Annotated in this window: 18 protein-coding genes; 9 read left to right on the top strand and 9 right to left on the bottom strand. The window is 32.1% G+C overall.

Features of this window, described 5'->3' with window-relative positions; translation table 11 throughout:
* The first annotated feature begins 45 nt into the window (after window positions 1–45).
* Window positions 46–1,506 carry a hypothetical protein gene (locus AAGG74_RS15575; RefSeq protein ID WP_429676135.1) on the top strand — a complete coding sequence of 487 codons (1,461 nt, stop codon included), beginning with the start codon at window positions 46–48 and terminating at the stop codon, window positions 1,504–1,506.
* A 247-nt stretch (window positions 1,507–1,753) separates the two neighbouring features.
* Window positions 1,754–2,056: a hypothetical protein gene (locus AAGG74_RS15570; RefSeq protein ID WP_429676134.1), complete on the top strand. Its 303-nt coding sequence runs from the start codon at window positions 1,754–1,756 to the stop codon at window positions 2,054–2,056.
* A gap of 229 nt (window positions 2,057–2,285) precedes the next feature.
* Here the strand turns inward: AAGG74_RS15570 and AAGG74_RS15565 are convergent, their stop codons facing one another.
* Complete coding sequence (locus tag AAGG74_RS15565; protein WP_429676133.1) at window positions 2,286–2,450, bottom strand: hypothetical protein; 165 nt, start codon at window positions 2,448–2,450, stop codon at window positions 2,286–2,288.
* Between the two features lie 75 nt (window positions 2,451–2,525).
* Here AAGG74_RS15565 and AAGG74_RS15560 point away from each other — a divergent pair, with 75 nt between their 5' ends.
* Window positions 2,526–3,011: a hypothetical protein gene (locus AAGG74_RS15560; protein ID WP_429676132.1), complete on the top strand. Its 486-nt coding sequence runs from the start codon at window positions 2,526–2,528 to the stop codon at window positions 3,009–3,011.
* Window positions 3,012–3,125: 114 nt separating this feature from the next.
* Here the strand turns inward: AAGG74_RS15560 and AAGG74_RS15555 are convergent, their stop codons facing one another.
* The 3 genes from AAGG74_RS15555 to AAGG74_RS15545 all read right to left on the bottom strand — a co-directional run bounded on the left by AAGG74_RS15555 (window position 3,126) and on the right by AAGG74_RS15545 (window position 4,714).
* Complete coding sequence (locus AAGG74_RS15555) at window positions 3,126–3,800, bottom strand: TerC family protein (protein ID WP_429676131.1); 675 nt, start codon at window positions 3,798–3,800, stop codon at window positions 3,126–3,128.
* Window positions 3,801–3,978: 178 nt separating this feature from the next.
* The gene (locus tag AAGG74_RS15550) at window positions 3,979–4,134 is read right to left on the bottom strand and encodes a hypothetical protein (RefSeq protein WP_429676130.1); all 156 of its coding nucleotides are present in this window, start codon (window positions 4,132–4,134) and stop codon (window positions 3,979–3,981) included.
* Window positions 4,135–4,288: 154 nt separating this feature from the next.
* On the bottom strand, window positions 4,289–4,714 hold the full coding sequence (locus AAGG74_RS15545) for a hypothetical protein (protein ID WP_429676129.1): 426 nt from the start codon (window positions 4,712–4,714) through the stop codon (window positions 4,289–4,291).
* 133 nt (window positions 4,715–4,847) lie between these two features.
* Here AAGG74_RS15545 and AAGG74_RS15540 point away from each other — a divergent pair, with 133 nt between their 5' ends.
* Window positions 4,848–5,774 carry a helix-turn-helix domain-containing protein gene (locus AAGG74_RS15540; protein WP_429676128.1) on the top strand — a complete coding sequence of 309 codons (927 nt, stop codon included), beginning with the start codon at window positions 4,848–4,850 and terminating at the stop codon, window positions 5,772–5,774.
* A gap of 585 nt (window positions 5,775–6,359) precedes the next feature.
* Window positions 6,360–6,911 (top strand): hypothetical protein, encoded by a 552-nt coding sequence (locus AAGG74_RS15535; RefSeq protein WP_429676127.1) that lies wholly within the window; start codon window positions 6,360–6,362, stop codon window positions 6,909–6,911.
* Between the two features lie 214 nt (window positions 6,912–7,125).
* Here the strand turns inward: AAGG74_RS15535 and AAGG74_RS15530 are convergent, their stop codons facing one another.
* On the bottom strand, window positions 7,126–8,259 hold the full coding sequence (locus AAGG74_RS15530; protein WP_429676126.1) for an RNA-guided endonuclease InsQ/TnpB family protein: 1,134 nt from the start codon (window positions 8,257–8,259) through the stop codon (window positions 7,126–7,128).
* Between the two features lie 146 nt (window positions 8,260–8,405).
* On the opposite strand from AAGG74_RS15530, the gene AAGG74_RS15525 reads away from it, so the two are divergent.
* The 3 genes from AAGG74_RS15525 to AAGG74_RS15515 all read left to right on the top strand — a co-directional run bounded on the left by AAGG74_RS15525 (window position 8,406) and on the right by AAGG74_RS15515 (window position 10,041).
* A complete protein-coding gene (locus tag AAGG74_RS15525; protein WP_429676125.1) occupies window positions 8,406–8,549 on the top strand; it encodes a hypothetical protein in 144 nt (47 codons plus the stop codon).
* Between the two features lie 130 nt (window positions 8,550–8,679).
* Window positions 8,680–8,892, top strand: a complete 213-nt coding sequence (locus AAGG74_RS15520) for a hypothetical protein (RefSeq protein WP_429676124.1) — start codon at window positions 8,680–8,682, stop codon at window positions 8,890–8,892.
* Between the two features lie 54 nt (window positions 8,893–8,946).
* Window positions 8,947–10,041, top strand: a complete 1,095-nt coding sequence (locus tag AAGG74_RS15515; protein ID WP_429676123.1) for a hypothetical protein — start codon at window positions 8,947–8,949, stop codon at window positions 10,039–10,041.
* A 54-nt stretch (window positions 10,042–10,095) separates the two neighbouring features.
* Here AAGG74_RS15515 and AAGG74_RS15510 read toward each other — a convergent pair whose 3' ends face one another.
* From AAGG74_RS15510 to AAGG74_RS15495, 4 genes are all read right to left on the bottom strand, one after another.
* Window positions 10,096–11,277, bottom strand: coding sequence for a C40 family peptidase (locus tag AAGG74_RS15510; RefSeq protein ID WP_429676122.1), 1,182 nt, complete (start codon window positions 11,275–11,277; stop codon window positions 10,096–10,098).
* Between the two features lie 204 nt (window positions 11,278–11,481).
* Window positions 11,482–11,949 carry a hypothetical protein gene (locus AAGG74_RS15505; RefSeq protein ID WP_429676121.1) on the bottom strand — a complete coding sequence of 156 codons (468 nt, stop codon included), beginning with the start codon at window positions 11,947–11,949 and terminating at the stop codon, window positions 11,482–11,484.
* 304 nt (window positions 11,950–12,253) lie between these two features.
* Window positions 12,254–12,757, bottom strand: a complete 504-nt coding sequence (locus AAGG74_RS15500) for a hypothetical protein (RefSeq protein WP_429676120.1) — start codon at window positions 12,755–12,757, stop codon at window positions 12,254–12,256.
* Window positions 12,758–12,825: 68 nt separating this feature from the next.
* Window positions 12,826–14,040, bottom strand: coding sequence for an aminotransferase-like domain-containing protein (locus AAGG74_RS15495; RefSeq protein WP_429676119.1), 1,215 nt, complete (start codon window positions 14,038–14,040; stop codon window positions 12,826–12,828).
* A gap of 166 nt (window positions 14,041–14,206) precedes the next feature.
* Between AAGG74_RS15495 and AAGG74_RS15490 the strand changes: the two genes are divergently transcribed.
* Complete coding sequence (locus AAGG74_RS15490) at window positions 14,207–14,827, top strand: hypothetical protein (protein WP_429676118.1); 621 nt, start codon at window positions 14,207–14,209, stop codon at window positions 14,825–14,827.
* The last annotated feature ends 113 nt before the right edge of the window (window positions 14,828–14,940 follow it).

Raw genomic sequence — 14,940 nt, 5'->3', positions numbered from 1 at the left:
ATTTGGATTACATAAATGTAAATATTATTCTTGAAGGGTGATTGAATGGGGAAAATAGGAAAAAACGGCGGAATTAGCGTTGGAAAAAGAGAACAAAAAATTTTCGATAATATTAATTTACAAGAAAAGAAAAAAGAAATATTGATCCAAAAATTAAAAAAACAGAGAGAAGCTGAAGCACAAAAGGATAAAGAAGTTGTTAAGAAAAATTCATCGGAAAAAGAGGGGGACGGTGAACTTGTTAAGAGTTTGAAGAAAAAAATAAAAGAGTTAGAGAAACATAGCAAAAAACTTGAAGAACGAATTAAAGACAAAACGATTGAAAATGTCGAAATTCAAAAAAAAGTTACCAAACTAAAAAATGATTTATTTCAAAAGGACAAAGATTTAATATCATATAAAAATAGAGAGGATTCTCAAAACAAACAAAAAATTGAATTGACTAGAAAAACAAATATGTTAGAACAAAAATTGAATTTAGCTCAAGAAACCACACCAAATCAAAGAAAGTTAATAAAAATAATTGAAAGTTTGCGCAAGGATAACAAATCACTTTTAAAGAAAAACTTTAACTTAAAAAAGCATAATGACAACATATTAAGCAGAAATAAAAACATAGAATACATCAGAAGAGAAGAATACTTAAATACGAATCGCGGATTGAATAAACATTTAATGGCCAAAGAAAGAAAAATATCTGAATTGAAAAGTAAAATGTCTGAATTGGAAAGTAAAATCAATGAACTGAAGGATGGGGTATCTCTTAATAGTGCGATAGAGATAATTAAAAATCGTATGAATGAATTAAACATATTAAATGCAACAACTCTTGGCAATATTGTTGCAGAATTTTACACATCAAAAAATCGAAAAAAGAATTTGCAAGAAGATGGTGTGAAAATTCCCGAAGAAGTTTTTGAAAACACTGATTTTGGCTACCTAATTCAAAGGGACGATTCTTGGTGGTTTATTAATTTAGATAATGAGAAATATCCAATTAAGAATACAACAGAAACATTGGAAAACGATGCGCCGGTTAAGGTAATAATAGATGAGAACAACCAAGCGAATGTTTTTAACACCTATCCGATTGACCATCAGATCACTAATATTAGAGAATACCGATATAAAAAACGTTACTATCATAAAAAAAATAAAAAGACGAATCAAGATACTCGCGAAATAGCTCCAATGGTTAACTTCACTGTTTTATTGATTGGATCCAGAAATATGACAGATTATCGAGATCATCTTGCTAAAATTGGTTTGAAGGTGGATCTTTTTAATCCTTATGAGGAAAATCTAAAATTAATTGAGGGGAAATACTTAGCAGCTGATGTTGTTATTGTCTGTACAAGTCATACTTCTCATTCTGCGTTAGATCATATTGATAAAGATGATAAAAAAGTTGAGTTAATTGAAAGAGACAATAAAGAAACGATAGAAGCTAGAGCTCGTTTTGCAGCTATTAATTTAGGGATACAGAAACAAGAAAACTACGGGTAAAAGAACAAGATCATTTCTTGTTCTTTTTTTGTTTATAAAGAGGGGGAGGAAGATCATAAAACCGAATATATGTTTGTTTTTGGGGAAATAGTGTATGATAAAGGTGTTCGGCCTAATATTAAATTAGAAGTGTGATAGAGTAACTTTTTATTTGCAAAAGCAAAGGAGGAGGTAAAACTAAAGAAATTTTGAAAAAATAATATTTCATAAAACGCAGATAAATAAGTGTTCTTAGGGGGTTGGTTTAATGTTTAAAATATTAAAGAAAAAAACACAGAAAGAACGACATCTATCTTTGGAAGAACTAAAAAAAGCTATAGAAGAAGCTGGCCTTGCTATTGATTGGATAAGATATCAGCGATACGGAAAACACAAGGCTACTTACATAGGATTTAAGGATCAATATATTCGTCACATTACATTTGTGGAAGGTGTTAAGGATATGGTGGTGAACGCTTTTTGTGAGGATTTCATAAAGAAAAATATAAAGTTTATTTCATATGAGAAATTGGTTATAGACTTAAAAAAAGTAAATCAGCAAAATAAATAAATTTATAAAAATTTCAACATAAAATTTAAAAGAAGCGGATGATCTGAATGATCTCTGCTTCTTTTTGTGAAGAAACAGAACGGGTAAGTTTACCTGTTCTAAACTGTTACAATGATCCTTATTATTTGCCATTTTATGAACTTTTTTAGGAAATTGTCCCAAAACAGATTGCGTAAAAAAAGAACAAATGGTATGGTTTTATTAGAAGAAACTTGCTCTGTAAAGATCATCATTTGTTATACTTCGGTGTATCTCCTTCATAATACTCAATTACTGGCTCATTCGTTTTCAGGTTGTAATGATTGAATATGGATCCAACAGTAAAAAACACCACAGATGCAATAATTGAACAAATAAGCGTCAAAACAATAACTCTAATATCACTTTTATTCATTCTTCACCACTCCTTAATGGAATTTAACACATTATAACACGTTTTCAATTTCAATTTACATAGGAGGAAATATTTGTGAAAAAGAGTATTTTGGCACTTTCTTTATCTGTCAGTTTGTTGTTTGGATTAGGGACGAGTTTGTTTTCCTCTCCTGCGAAGGCGTTAGAAGTCGATGGCGAAGATAATCCGACACCTAAGAACGTAAAAATCGAATATTTAGATAAACCTATTCCGTTTATTAAGCCGGCAGGATCCGGAGAATGGGATTTCATTGGAGAGGAAAAGTGGACACGTAAAAGCAGTGTCGTATACTCTGGTGGGGGAGACCTGTACATTGAGTTTAAAGGCGGCAAAAACATTACTGGTAACTATAGCTTGTGGGAAGATGATCCTAACTTTGACGATGTTGTGAGCACGAATTTCAATATTCCTAAGCCAGGTATGGCTGTCATTTTTAGAGATATTGGCGGTTGGGTAGACGGAGATAACAAAAAAGCTGAATTTTATTTGAGAATGATGAGTGGTCCAACTGGATATGTGACTACTTTATGGCTAGATTAAAAAAATATCTTAGGGGGCTGACTTTCTTGGCTCCCTTTCTTATTGATATTTATAAATTTATCCTTACAAAAAAGACCTCTATTTGGAATAGAAGTCTTCGAAAAACATTAAGAATTAATGGTTTTGCTTCTTGTTTCTTTGTTTCATTTTAGAAATGAGATAGCCAACCCCGATTGCAATAACAGTAAGAGCGGCCGGAATTAAAAAATGAAAATCGTGCGGAAAAACTGAGTCTAATTTTGGTTCTGACACGATCATTTCTCCAGCTGTCCAAGCAAGGATTCCAGAACCAACATAAGAGATGATAGGGAACTTCTCCATCGCTTTCAAAATCAATTGGCTGCAAAAAACAATGATTGGAATGCTCACTAAAACGCCTACAATGATAGCAAATAAATTGCCGTGCGCAACTCCGGCTAATGCGACTACATTATCTATGCTCATAATAGCATCTGCGATTATAATTGTTTTAACAGCTGACCAAACAGTTATTCCGCCTTCTTTGTGATCTCCTTCGCCGTTTGTAAGGAGATTTATTGCAATCCAAACTAATAAAATTCCCCCGATAAAGTGAATGAAGGGTAAATCCAGTAATGTGACGATGAGAGCGGCAAATACTAAACGTAGAACAATTGCGCCTGATGTGCCCCAAAAGATTGCTTTCTTTTGAAGATCTTTCGGTACATTTCTTGAGGCCATTGCAATGACCACAGCATTATCACCACTTAATACAATATCCACTAATATCAATTTCAATAAAACTAATATAGATAAACCGAAAATCTCCAAACAGTATCACCTCTGTATTAAATAACTTAGATATTATAGATGATTTATCTTTTAAAAAAATAGAATCTAGATGATTTTTTGAGGTTTTATAAAAAAATCGACCTTGGAAAACCAAGGTCTTTAACGTATTACTAACTATTATTTTGTTTTGTTAAACATAACAAACTCAATTGATGGCTTAATTATCGATCTCTTTTATCTCATAATCTGTCGCACCATATAATTCTTTTCCTTTAATAGCAACATCTTCTGCTTCTCCGTATGTTGGTAATTCAACACTTTCTATTTCTTTCACTTTATTATTCGTGAATTTCAAAACAACTTTATAATTCACTTTTTCATCTCCTTTTGCATCATTTTTTTTGTCCTTCCCGAGTATTATATACGGATAAATTGTGAATTGTTTAAATATATTTTTTTCGAAACAGCCTTTTAAAAAAGAGTTTAGGTGTTTTCGAAGCTTTTAAAAGAGGCTAGGGAAGCCTCTTTTAAATATCCTTTGGTTTGTTTTTCATAACTACTGATAACACGATCGGATAATAAAAAGGAATAAGAACAGATAAGACGGTATGAAGTACAGGTTTTTCTGAATACTTTTTAAACAGCCAGTAAGTAATAACAATGCTAAAAATCGTAAAGATAAGAGCAAAAATACCGGCAATAATATCTGATTGGATAGATATAGCTACAATATACACGATAGTAGCTAAAACAACTTTCCATCCTGCATTCTTCCCTAGTTTTTGACTGATTAATTCCCCAAAAATCCACATATTGCCGATAGGGATCCAAGATAACCAAGCGTGCTTAACTCCCGCTTTTTGGGCCATAACCATAAAGGCGTAAGAAGATAAAACATAGGCAGCAAGAGATAAAATAAAAAGAAGAAAATAAATAAGTACTAAAGCTTCCAAAATAACACCTCCTTTATTATCTTGATTATGTTATAACTATTGTTAGCCTTTAAAAAAATATTTTTTTAAAAAAAGAGGTATAAAATCATAATTCTTTTACCAGAATGTTATTAAAAAAACGGAGGTAATGATTATGGGAGAAAAAAGATTAAGTGAAGCGGCGGAACTTTTTAAAAGAGTGAGATTGGAAAACAAACTTTCTCAAAAAGAGTTGGCCCAGCGTATTAACGCTAATGGAGCATATTTATCAATGATAGAGACTGGGCGAAAGGAACCTGGTAAAAATATTCTTAGACGATTCGCAGAAGAATTTTCTTTAGATCTAGATGAGGTTTTAAAAAGTAAGTCCCACAAAGTGAAAGTAAATGAAGTCATAAAAGAAAACAAAAAAGACAAGAATGTAATTGATTTAGAAGAGAGAAAAAGCAAACATAAAGAAAGGGAAGAAATCGATTTAGAGGGAATTTCAAATATATATGTATTATTTGCTTCAGCTCGGAAGGCGTATGGTTATACGCTAGCAAAAATGGCAAAAGAACTTGAAGTATCGGCTTCAACTTTATCTAACATAGAAAACGGAAAGAAGATCCCCAACAAATCATTGATTCTAAAGTTTTCAAATTTGTTTGAGTTGCCGATGAAAGATTGTTTTAAAATAGCGGGTTACAAAAATTCAGAAACAGAACAAAACAAAGAAGAGAATCCGGAAATTAAGATCATTGTTGATCCCCAAGTGCAAGAAAAAGGACGGGAATTAAATTCAAATGAAACATCAGATGAGGTAACTGCTGAAGATGATAAGTCTTTAAAGATTCAAAAACAAGAATCATCTATTTCCGACCGATTGAAAATGACATTCTTCAATAAAACAGTTGGTAAATCTAATGTAGATATGACCGATGGGAAGTCTCGTTTCTGTGATCTGAAACCACTTACTGAATGTATTGAGAATGAAAATGTAGAATTTGAGCTTTCTTTTATGATTGATAAAAAGGAAAATAAAAAAATGAATGTAACTTTTTCAGGTAATCGTGTTGTATTTGAACTGAATAAAGCTTGATTAATACAAAAGATCTTTCAGTAGAAAGGTCTTTTTATGTTTTGAACAGAAGGTAATAGTAAAGTAAGATATATGTTAATAATTATGTTTTGCTGTTTCCGTATGGATGCCTATTTGATTAAATGTTAAACACACTGGTATAATGCCGTTTATGTTAGAGGAGTGTTCGGGTATGTGTTGGCACGTAAGACAACAGCTTTTGTCCTGTCCTAACCAATTGTTCGACGATAGAAGCGGTTAGAACCATAGTAAAAAGTCGCCATTAAAAGCGACTTAGCTCTATAATAATGTGTTTATTCATTTCCAACGTGGTAAAGATTAACCGTTTCAGTGGTATCAGCAAATATTGCATCATTTATGATTACCTGGTGCCATATCAATAACTTTATAATTGCCTCTACCGTACTCAATGTGCTTATCAATAATCGTTTTTATCTTGTTTGCAGTCATAATATCCACTCCTAATTTTCTTTTTACACTATTTCTCATATAACATATTTTTTTTTAAGTCTTAAAAATGTTTTGATTAGCAAAATCTTTACGTAAACAATGTCATATTTAAAAACTTATGGGGAGATGTGAAACTTGAGCATTAATAATTTCAAAAAAATAATAGAAGACATTTCAGAGGGAACCAGCAAAAACTTCAGGAATATTGCTTTTGGAAAAGGAATAGTGAAGATTAGATACTTCAAATTAATTGAGATGAAAAACGAAGATGATAAGGAAAAATACTTTAAGTCAATAGAAGAAAAAACTCCATATCGAGAATGGGCATTTGAGATTCTCAAAAATAAGTTTAATTATAAAGATACCACTAGAATTGATTTAAACGATACCAAATTTTTAAATGATGCTTTGATGCAAGTGGAATATTCAACAGCTGTGAAAGTAGTTGAAGAGCGAGAATTTGATAATAAGAAAGAAGAAAACACTCTACAATATCTTAAAATCATTTCTAAAGAAGATCCACGAAAAGAATTTAAATATGAATTCAAGGATAATCCCTTCAGTTATTCAAATGGAAAACGATACTCATTAGATAAATTAGATGAGGTTCGACATATCGCATCTATTCATAATGGCGAAGTGGTGAAGGTAACAGAAACATTTGTAGACAGAAACGAGTTATATTGATTTTTTAACAAATGAAGAAATTATCTATGCTATAATCTAAAAAATTATTGAGCCCTATAGAGGATCGTGAACCTCCCCACCTAAATGGGTATGCACCCATTATAGATGGGGCATCTTCTCGGGTAATCGAACCTAATGGTTCGAAATGGACCGAGCTATAACCTGGGTTCCGACGGCTTATGATATATATATATATATATATATATATATAAAATTAGGCTGCTACAATGTTTTGTAGGAGTCTTTTTCCTTCTTCTTGTATATTGATTGCTGCATTATGATCTCGATCCATAATGTTGCCGCAGACGCATTCAAATAAACGTTCAGGAAGGGGGAGGCTTTCTTTAACCTCGCCGCATTTAGAACATTTTTTAGATGATGGAAACCATTTATCGATTTTGATAAGCAGTTTTCCTTGGTCCTCGAGCTTGTATGTTAAGAATGTAGTAAACATACCCCAACCGTTGTCGGAAACACTTTTGCCGAAGTTGAGGGCTTTAGACATTGATTGCATATTAAGATCTTCGATCACAATGCAATCGAATGTATTGGCCAGCTCTCTAGATTTTTTATGTAAATAATCTCGTCTTTGGTTCGCGATCTTTTCTTGAAGTTTGCTTACTTTAAGGCGTTGTTTCTCCCAACGGGAGCTATCTTTTTTGCGACGAGATAATTTACGTTGTTCTTTTTTTAGTTTTTCTAGCGATTTTCGATAAAAGCGAGGGTAATTGGCTTTTTCACCTTCGCTTGTTACGAATAGGTTTGTCATTGAGAAATCTAAACCAAGAACATTTTGAATAGACACCTCCGGTGTCTCTGTAACGTATTCCGTCAAAATAGAAATATAAAATTTACCTGCGGCTGTTTTTGAAACAGTCACAGACTTAATGGTATGATCTTTCGGAATTTGTCTGTGCTGTCTTAATTTAATCATTGTTTTGATTTTAGGTAACTTGATATGGCCGTTTTCTAAGAAAATATTTCCGTTCACAACGTTAGTTGTAAATGTTTGCTTATGTTTTTTAGATTTGAACTTGGGAAACTTAGCATTACCTTTAAAAAAAGCTTGATAAGCTTTTTTTAAGTTCATTTGCGCGTTTGCTAAAGTGAGACTATCCACTTCTTTTAGGAAAGGGAAGTCGGGTTTATACTTCGCCGGTGTAGGTTCTTTTATTTTTTTAAGCGTTTCTTTATCGTTTTTATAAGTTTTATATGTATCTTTTCGTTCGGCTAACATTTTGTTATAGACAAATCGAACACAACCGAAGGTTTTAGCGAACATTGAAGCTTGTTCTTCCGTTGGAACCAATCTAAATTTATAAGCTTTATTTTTCTTAACTTGGGCCATATCCGTCACCTCCTCGAAACAAATGTTCTGTTTTATTTTATAAAAGGTTACTAAAACATTGCAACAAGACAGCTTGAAACAAATAAAAAAAAGCGATTCATCCCCTCCTAAATCAAAGATTATAGAAGGGGAATTCTCGCCGATAATTGTTAAAAGAGGATGGATACAAGTTTTTGTACACTGATAAAGATGACATTGACATCTATAGAGACTATGACGGAAGTAGAGCTCACGTTGATTTAGAAAACAAAACAATCGACTATAAAGGTTTTCGAGAAGAGTGGGTGTAAACACTCTGGAAGAAAACATATCCGACAGGGGTAAAATTGAGTAAGCGAAACAATACAAATAGTTATTTAACATTTCTTTACCAAAGATTGCTATGGTATACTAATTAAATTGAGAAGGGAGAGGTAACTATTGTCGATGCTAGCAAAAATAAAGGAAGAATTTTGGAATGAGGTTAATGAAGAAGTATTATTCATTTCTGAAAGCGGAAATAAAAAAATAGAATTAATTAATGGAAAAGACTTTAATCAGTTTGAATCGATATGCAATTTATATGCTAACGACTTAGCTGAAAAGTGGAACTCAAGGGTCTTTTGGATGTTGGTAACCGATGCAGTAAATTAAAAGCTGAAGTATAAAAACACACAGGTGATTGAAAAGTATTTTGGGGGAAGAAAAATGAAAAAAGCGCTTTTGATAGCTACAGGATTAATGATGTTTACTGCGGCAGGGTGTGGTAATCAAGAATCTAATGAAAAAATAAATTCAACATCTGCAAAAAAAGAAACGGTATCGCAGAAGAAAGCCAATGAAGAAAACCAAGAAATTTCTCCAAAAGTAATGGTTCATTTTCAAAACAAAGAACAGTACCAAAGTTTTGAAGCGGCTGCGAAAGATAATAATTATAAATTCAAATTATTGAAAAAAGAAGAAGGAAGCAATCAATATACGTACTCAACTATTACATATTACCCGAATGAAAATTTCGAATATGATTCTGTCACTAAATATATTCAACAAAACGGTTTATTAATGGCTGTAGACGGTTACTCCAATTACACTTTCCTAGATAAAAATGAATCATTTAATAAGGAAAATTATTTTGAAGTAACAGCGCAAGAACAAAAGTTCATTGAGCAATTAATATCTCAAGAAACTACCGGTAATATCCCTGGTGGTTTAAGACCTGTTGACGAGCAATTGGATTTGTACAAGCCTACTGAGAAGAATTTCAAATCTCACGAAGAGGTACAAAAGATTTATAACTCTGTAATAGCAGGGTTTCATTCTGTGTATGAGGCTCGAAACGAGTATTTCAATACGTTGTTAAGAAATCATACAGAAGGTAGTAGTGGATTCATAAAAGAATCGGATGTTGAAAATAATATAAAATTAGCTGACTCCGTATATAAAGATAAAAAGGACCTCGAGTGGCTAAAGGTCAAAGCAGGTAATGATCAGCCTTTATATAACGAATACAATGCATTGGAGTATATTATTAATCTGAAAAAAACTATAAAAGACACGAAAGAACAAATCGACGATATAAATAACTTAAAAGAAACTTTGCGACCAATGGTTAATTTTTATGAGAAATTTAAAGATTATAAAAAAGAGGAATCGGATGGTCCACTTGTCGATGAAAATAGTCTGAACGAACTTGAAAAAGGGTATGAAACATTCCTTAAAGAATTAAACGAAGAGCTAAGCAAAAAAGAAAAAATACAAAATAAAATTGAAGAAAGCAATTTTGGTTTCCTGGTTCAAAAATAAGTACACACTAAAAAAAGACACTATTTAAAAGAAATAGTGTCTTTTTCATATGTATTAGTTTAAAACTCGAACGGCTTTAACAAGTAGTGGTTTCCAATAAGTATTATCTAAGGAAGCGTAAGAAACGCCGTGAGAGGTTGATGCATTGATCATTTGGCCGTTGCCAGTATAAATACCAACGTGGTTGATTACTCCGTCCTTATCTGTATCAAAGAATAATAAATCGCCTTTTTGAAGTAAATTTAAAGACACAGTCGTTCCAGCTGACGCTTGGGCTCTTGAGGTACGTGGAAGAGAAATTCCCGCTCCCTCTTGGAATGCTCTTAAAGTGAAAGAAGAACAATCAAACTTGCTGGTTGTATTAATGCTCGCTCCATATGAATAAGGTGCTCCTAAATATTTTGCTCCAGCAGCGATGACTTTATCAGCAAGATTGGATTGACTTTGGTTAGTCTCGGTTGTTTGCTTAGTGGCAGTTGTTTTTGTTTCAGTTGATGACGTTTTTGTAATTTCGTTTGCTGAACTTTGTACAGTTTTAGCTTCTTCTTTTGTAATAGTATTGCTTGAAGAAGGGGTGCTTTGTGTATTCTTTTTCACTTGTTTGTTTGTTTTGTTAGTAGTGGAAGTTGTAGAAGATGGTTTGTTCTTTGATGTGTTCACAACAGCACCAGATACTTTCACAACTTGTCCAACTTGAATTTTGTTTTCGTCTTTGATGTGAGGGTTTAAAGATAATAAAACATCAACAGTAGTATTTTGAGCCCGAGCAATTCTATACAAAGTATCACCCAACTTAACAGTATAGGATCCGTGCGATACTGATTGTTTTGAACTGCTAGAAGACGTTGATACTGTAGTATTAGATTTGCTTGTACCCGCTAAATGAATGTTTTGACCAACTACTATAAGATTTGGATTGGAGATGTCCGGATTGAGTTGAACTAATTTATTTACTGTTGTCTTGTGTGTTTTTGCAATTTTGCTTAAAGAGTCACCGGGCTTTACTGTATATGTTTTATCATCTTCTTTTTCAATCTTGATAACTTGTCCAGGGACAATTAGGTTTGAAGTTAGATGATTTATTGTCTTTAACTCTTCAACGCTTGTATTATATTTCTTTGAAATCCTATATAAAGTATCTCCTTCGTGAACTTTGTGTGGCGTTGCTGCCATCGCAGATGTACTCACAAACAGTGAACTTAAAATAGTACCGGTAATAACAAAAGTTTTTTTCATTTATGTATGCCTCCAGTTGTATATGCTTTTATGTTGTTATTATTAATTACGATAATTATATTCTACAAAAAATATAAAAACCCACGAAAAAATCAATAAGAAACGGTTACGAGTATTACAAGTATGTTACGAATGATGCATTTTTTATGGGGAATGAAATATAAAACAAAAAATAACAGGCCCAACGACCTGTTATTTTTTGAATTATTTAATTTTATTAACAACCTCGATAACATTTTGAAATTTTTCTTTTAATTCTTGGTGTTCCGCTAGCAATGTATCGTATTTTTCATCAAGATTTCTTTTTTCTTCAATAAAAGCAATCACATCATCATAACTCAAAGTTACTTTATTTTGTTGCTTTCCTTTAGGTAATCTAAGCTTTTTTGAAGATGAATTTGTAAAAACGCCGACTTCTTTTTTATCTAAAGCATTCGAACCAGAGAGCTTGCGTAGTTCTTTCGCTTTCTTAAACTCATCTTTATATAATTTGCGTAATTTGCTGTTCCATCGAAACGCAATCGAACTAGGGGAGCGGTCTAATTTTTCGCCTAATTCCTCAAAAGCAATTAATTGTGTTTCTCCATTTTTCACTTTTTCAAAAACAACGTCTTTAACAATTGAATCTTCTTCGTCGGTCCAGCTACGATATTTATGTCGTTCCTTCTCCATATATAAAACCTCCTTTGATCTTCTATTAGATATTATTCTTTAAGAATGGGATATATTCGCTGTAAAAAAAATAATATAAGAATAGGTTGCTTTTCGTGTTACATAATTACTCATTGAATTTTTAATGTATTTTTATTTTTAATTTATTTTTTTGAAAAAAATATAATTCTTGAAAAACATATAAATTCATAGTACAATTACATTGTATTAATAGTTACGCCAAAATTTTCCCTCCTTTTCTTATTTACTTACTAAAAAAACGACCCATTCAGGTCGTTTTTTTGTTTTTATTGTTCATTTAGATTTAATCAAAGCTACTTGCCCCCGAGTCATAGCTGCTCGAACTGTTATGATTGTTATCAGAAACACTATTTGTATAGTTAGATGAATGGTAACTGTTATCTCCGGAATAATCATCTTCGTTGTGGATGGGGTGAGAATGAGTATATGTTTGGTTATGGGAATAGTTTTTATGTATTGAATGGTCAGGAGAAGGGGATCTTCGGCAATGATCATTAGTCATTTCGTTTTCGAAAATATATAAAGAAGTTAACGAACTTTGCAAGTCCGCTGAATTTTGAGAAGAAGCTGTTGCAGACGCATTTTTGTTTTCACGTCTCTTTAAATTTTTATAACGATCCTTGTTTGCTGTTTTAATGAGTGTGGGAGTTGAAGGCTGTTCAAACTTATCACTTAAGGTTGTTTCTCTACTTGGGTGGTTTATTTTAAGATCCTTTTTGAATCCTCGCCGTATTCGTAACACTTCAATACCTGCAATAAGAAGAAGCATTGAGGCAATAAATGACATAAGAATATACACTTCGTAGTAACACTCCTTTTTAATATCGGTTAATTATATTGACAAAAGTGGAAGAATTAAAGAACCTGACTATTTATTTTTTGTGATTGGTTTTGATTTTTCCACTGTGTAAATGTTTCCTCCAGCCTTTCAAATCCAGTAGCAAGATCTTTATTATCTACATATGAAAAGCACAAGCGGAACTTGGTGTTTTCAGAATCATTTAATGAGAAAGCATTCCCCGGAATAAAAATAACTCCATTTTCGGCTGCTAATGTTAAATAATCCTGCACATTTTTGGTGTTTGTATCTACCCAATAGAATAAGCCACCTTTGGGTTCGTTACCGGTCCAATTATAATTGTGAGACATTCGATTAATGAATTTTTTCGTTATATTTTTTCTTGATTCATAAAATGATCTTTGCTTTTCTAATGAAATTTCCCATTCATCTGATTGAAGAAATTTATAAACAATCATTTGGTTTAAAGGGGAGGTACAAGAATCAGTCGATTGCTTAAATTGCTTTAACTTTTCAATATAAGAAGGGTGAGCGAGAATAAATCCTGTTCTAAGTGTTGGAGCTATTGTTTTTGAAAAGCTGTGCATATAAATGACTTTTTCTTTTTGTGTATCTAATTCAAATAGTGAAGGAAGGCGTTCGTCAAATATCAAATCGCGGTAAGGATCGTCCTCTAAAATCATAAAGTTATAACGATAAGCCAATTCAATTAATTTTTTTCTTTTTTCCAAGGACGTTGTAATACCTGTGGGGTTCTGCGCATTGGGTATTATGTAGAGGGCTTTGATGGTATGAGATGAAAGGGTATTTTCTAAGTATTCAATATCTAGGCCATCATTATAGAGCGGTATTTCAAATGCGTTTAATTGGTATTGTTGAGAAATGGAATGAGCTTGAGAATATGTATATTGCTCAAAAGCAAAAGAATCTTTAGGATTTAATAATAACCTAGAACTCAATTCAACTCCTTGCGTATTGCCGGTGGTAATCATTATATGATCTTCGGCAATGTTTTCTCTTTTAGAGATAGTTGATATTAAAGGTTCAAGACCTTTCGCGCCTCCATAGTTAAAAAATGAGTCAGTTCCCATATCAAACAATGACTGTATATGTTTAAGGAATTGTTCTTTTTGCAATAATTGTTTATTTGGTAATCCAATGCTCAACGGTATGACATTGGTATTTGAAATGTATCCTTTAATTCCTTCCATATAAGAGTCAATTGCGTTTTGTTGTGTTTGTAAACTGAATAATGATAATAGATCTTTCATAAGATTGCCTCTCTTTCTATTGCTATATTAGAAAAAACTATGTCATTTCCTATAATGGTTTAGAAAAGAAATATCAGTTTACATACAATCTTCATTGAATTTTTGTTCATTTTCACATAATATATTGTGTTGTATAACAATGTTGAAGCAAAAGAGGTTAGGTCTTATGGAAGTAAAGATTGAGGAAGTGTATGGAGAGATTGTTGCATACATAAAGAAAAAGTATATCGTGGGGAGAGTGGATGAAAGTAGAGCAAAAATAGTACCCAAACTAAATCTGTATTTTAACGAACTAAAAAATATGATAGAAGCAGACAAAAAATGGGGTGAATCTGAAAGAATAAATAGTTATTATAAGTCTTCCTTAACATCTTGTGATCTAAGTATCAGGGTAAGGAAAGAAGATATAATAAAGATGTTTAAGACGATTTGGAAACTTAATGAAAATGAAATTAATATTGAAGGATGGGGGGATTTGCACATTAATTGTTATAGAGCAGGAAAGTATGTGGCGGACCATTTTGATTATCGGTATGAATTAGAAATCATTGTGGATGAAACAGAAGAAGAGAATTTGTTCAAAAAACTTTTTTTGATGCTGCCTCTTGAAACTGAAAAAAGTGAAAGGTACGAGAATATTTTTGGAACGGTTTCATATAAATATAAAATGGTTGTATTGAATATCATCAGTGAATATTTCAAAGAAGAATTAATTAAACTTAAAATTGGTTTAGACAATTCAATGGATAAACTAACATTAATAACAATAGAAAAATTAGGATTGTAAGATTTTACATAAAATTTTCAGAATCTTTCCTATAAATAACAGCAGCAATAGAATTTCAGTATGTTATAATGAGTTATCCTCGTTTGGGGATCACCTCTGGTAATCAAGAATTT

The sequence above is a fragment of the Bacillus mexicanus genome (genome assembly GCF_050445615.1).
Classification (GTDB): Bacteria; Bacillota; Bacilli; order Bacillales; family Bacillaceae; genus Bacillus; species Bacillus mexicanus.
The sequence above is the reverse complement of the archived record's forward strand: the minus strand, read 5'-3'. Positions and strand labels throughout refer to the sequence as shown.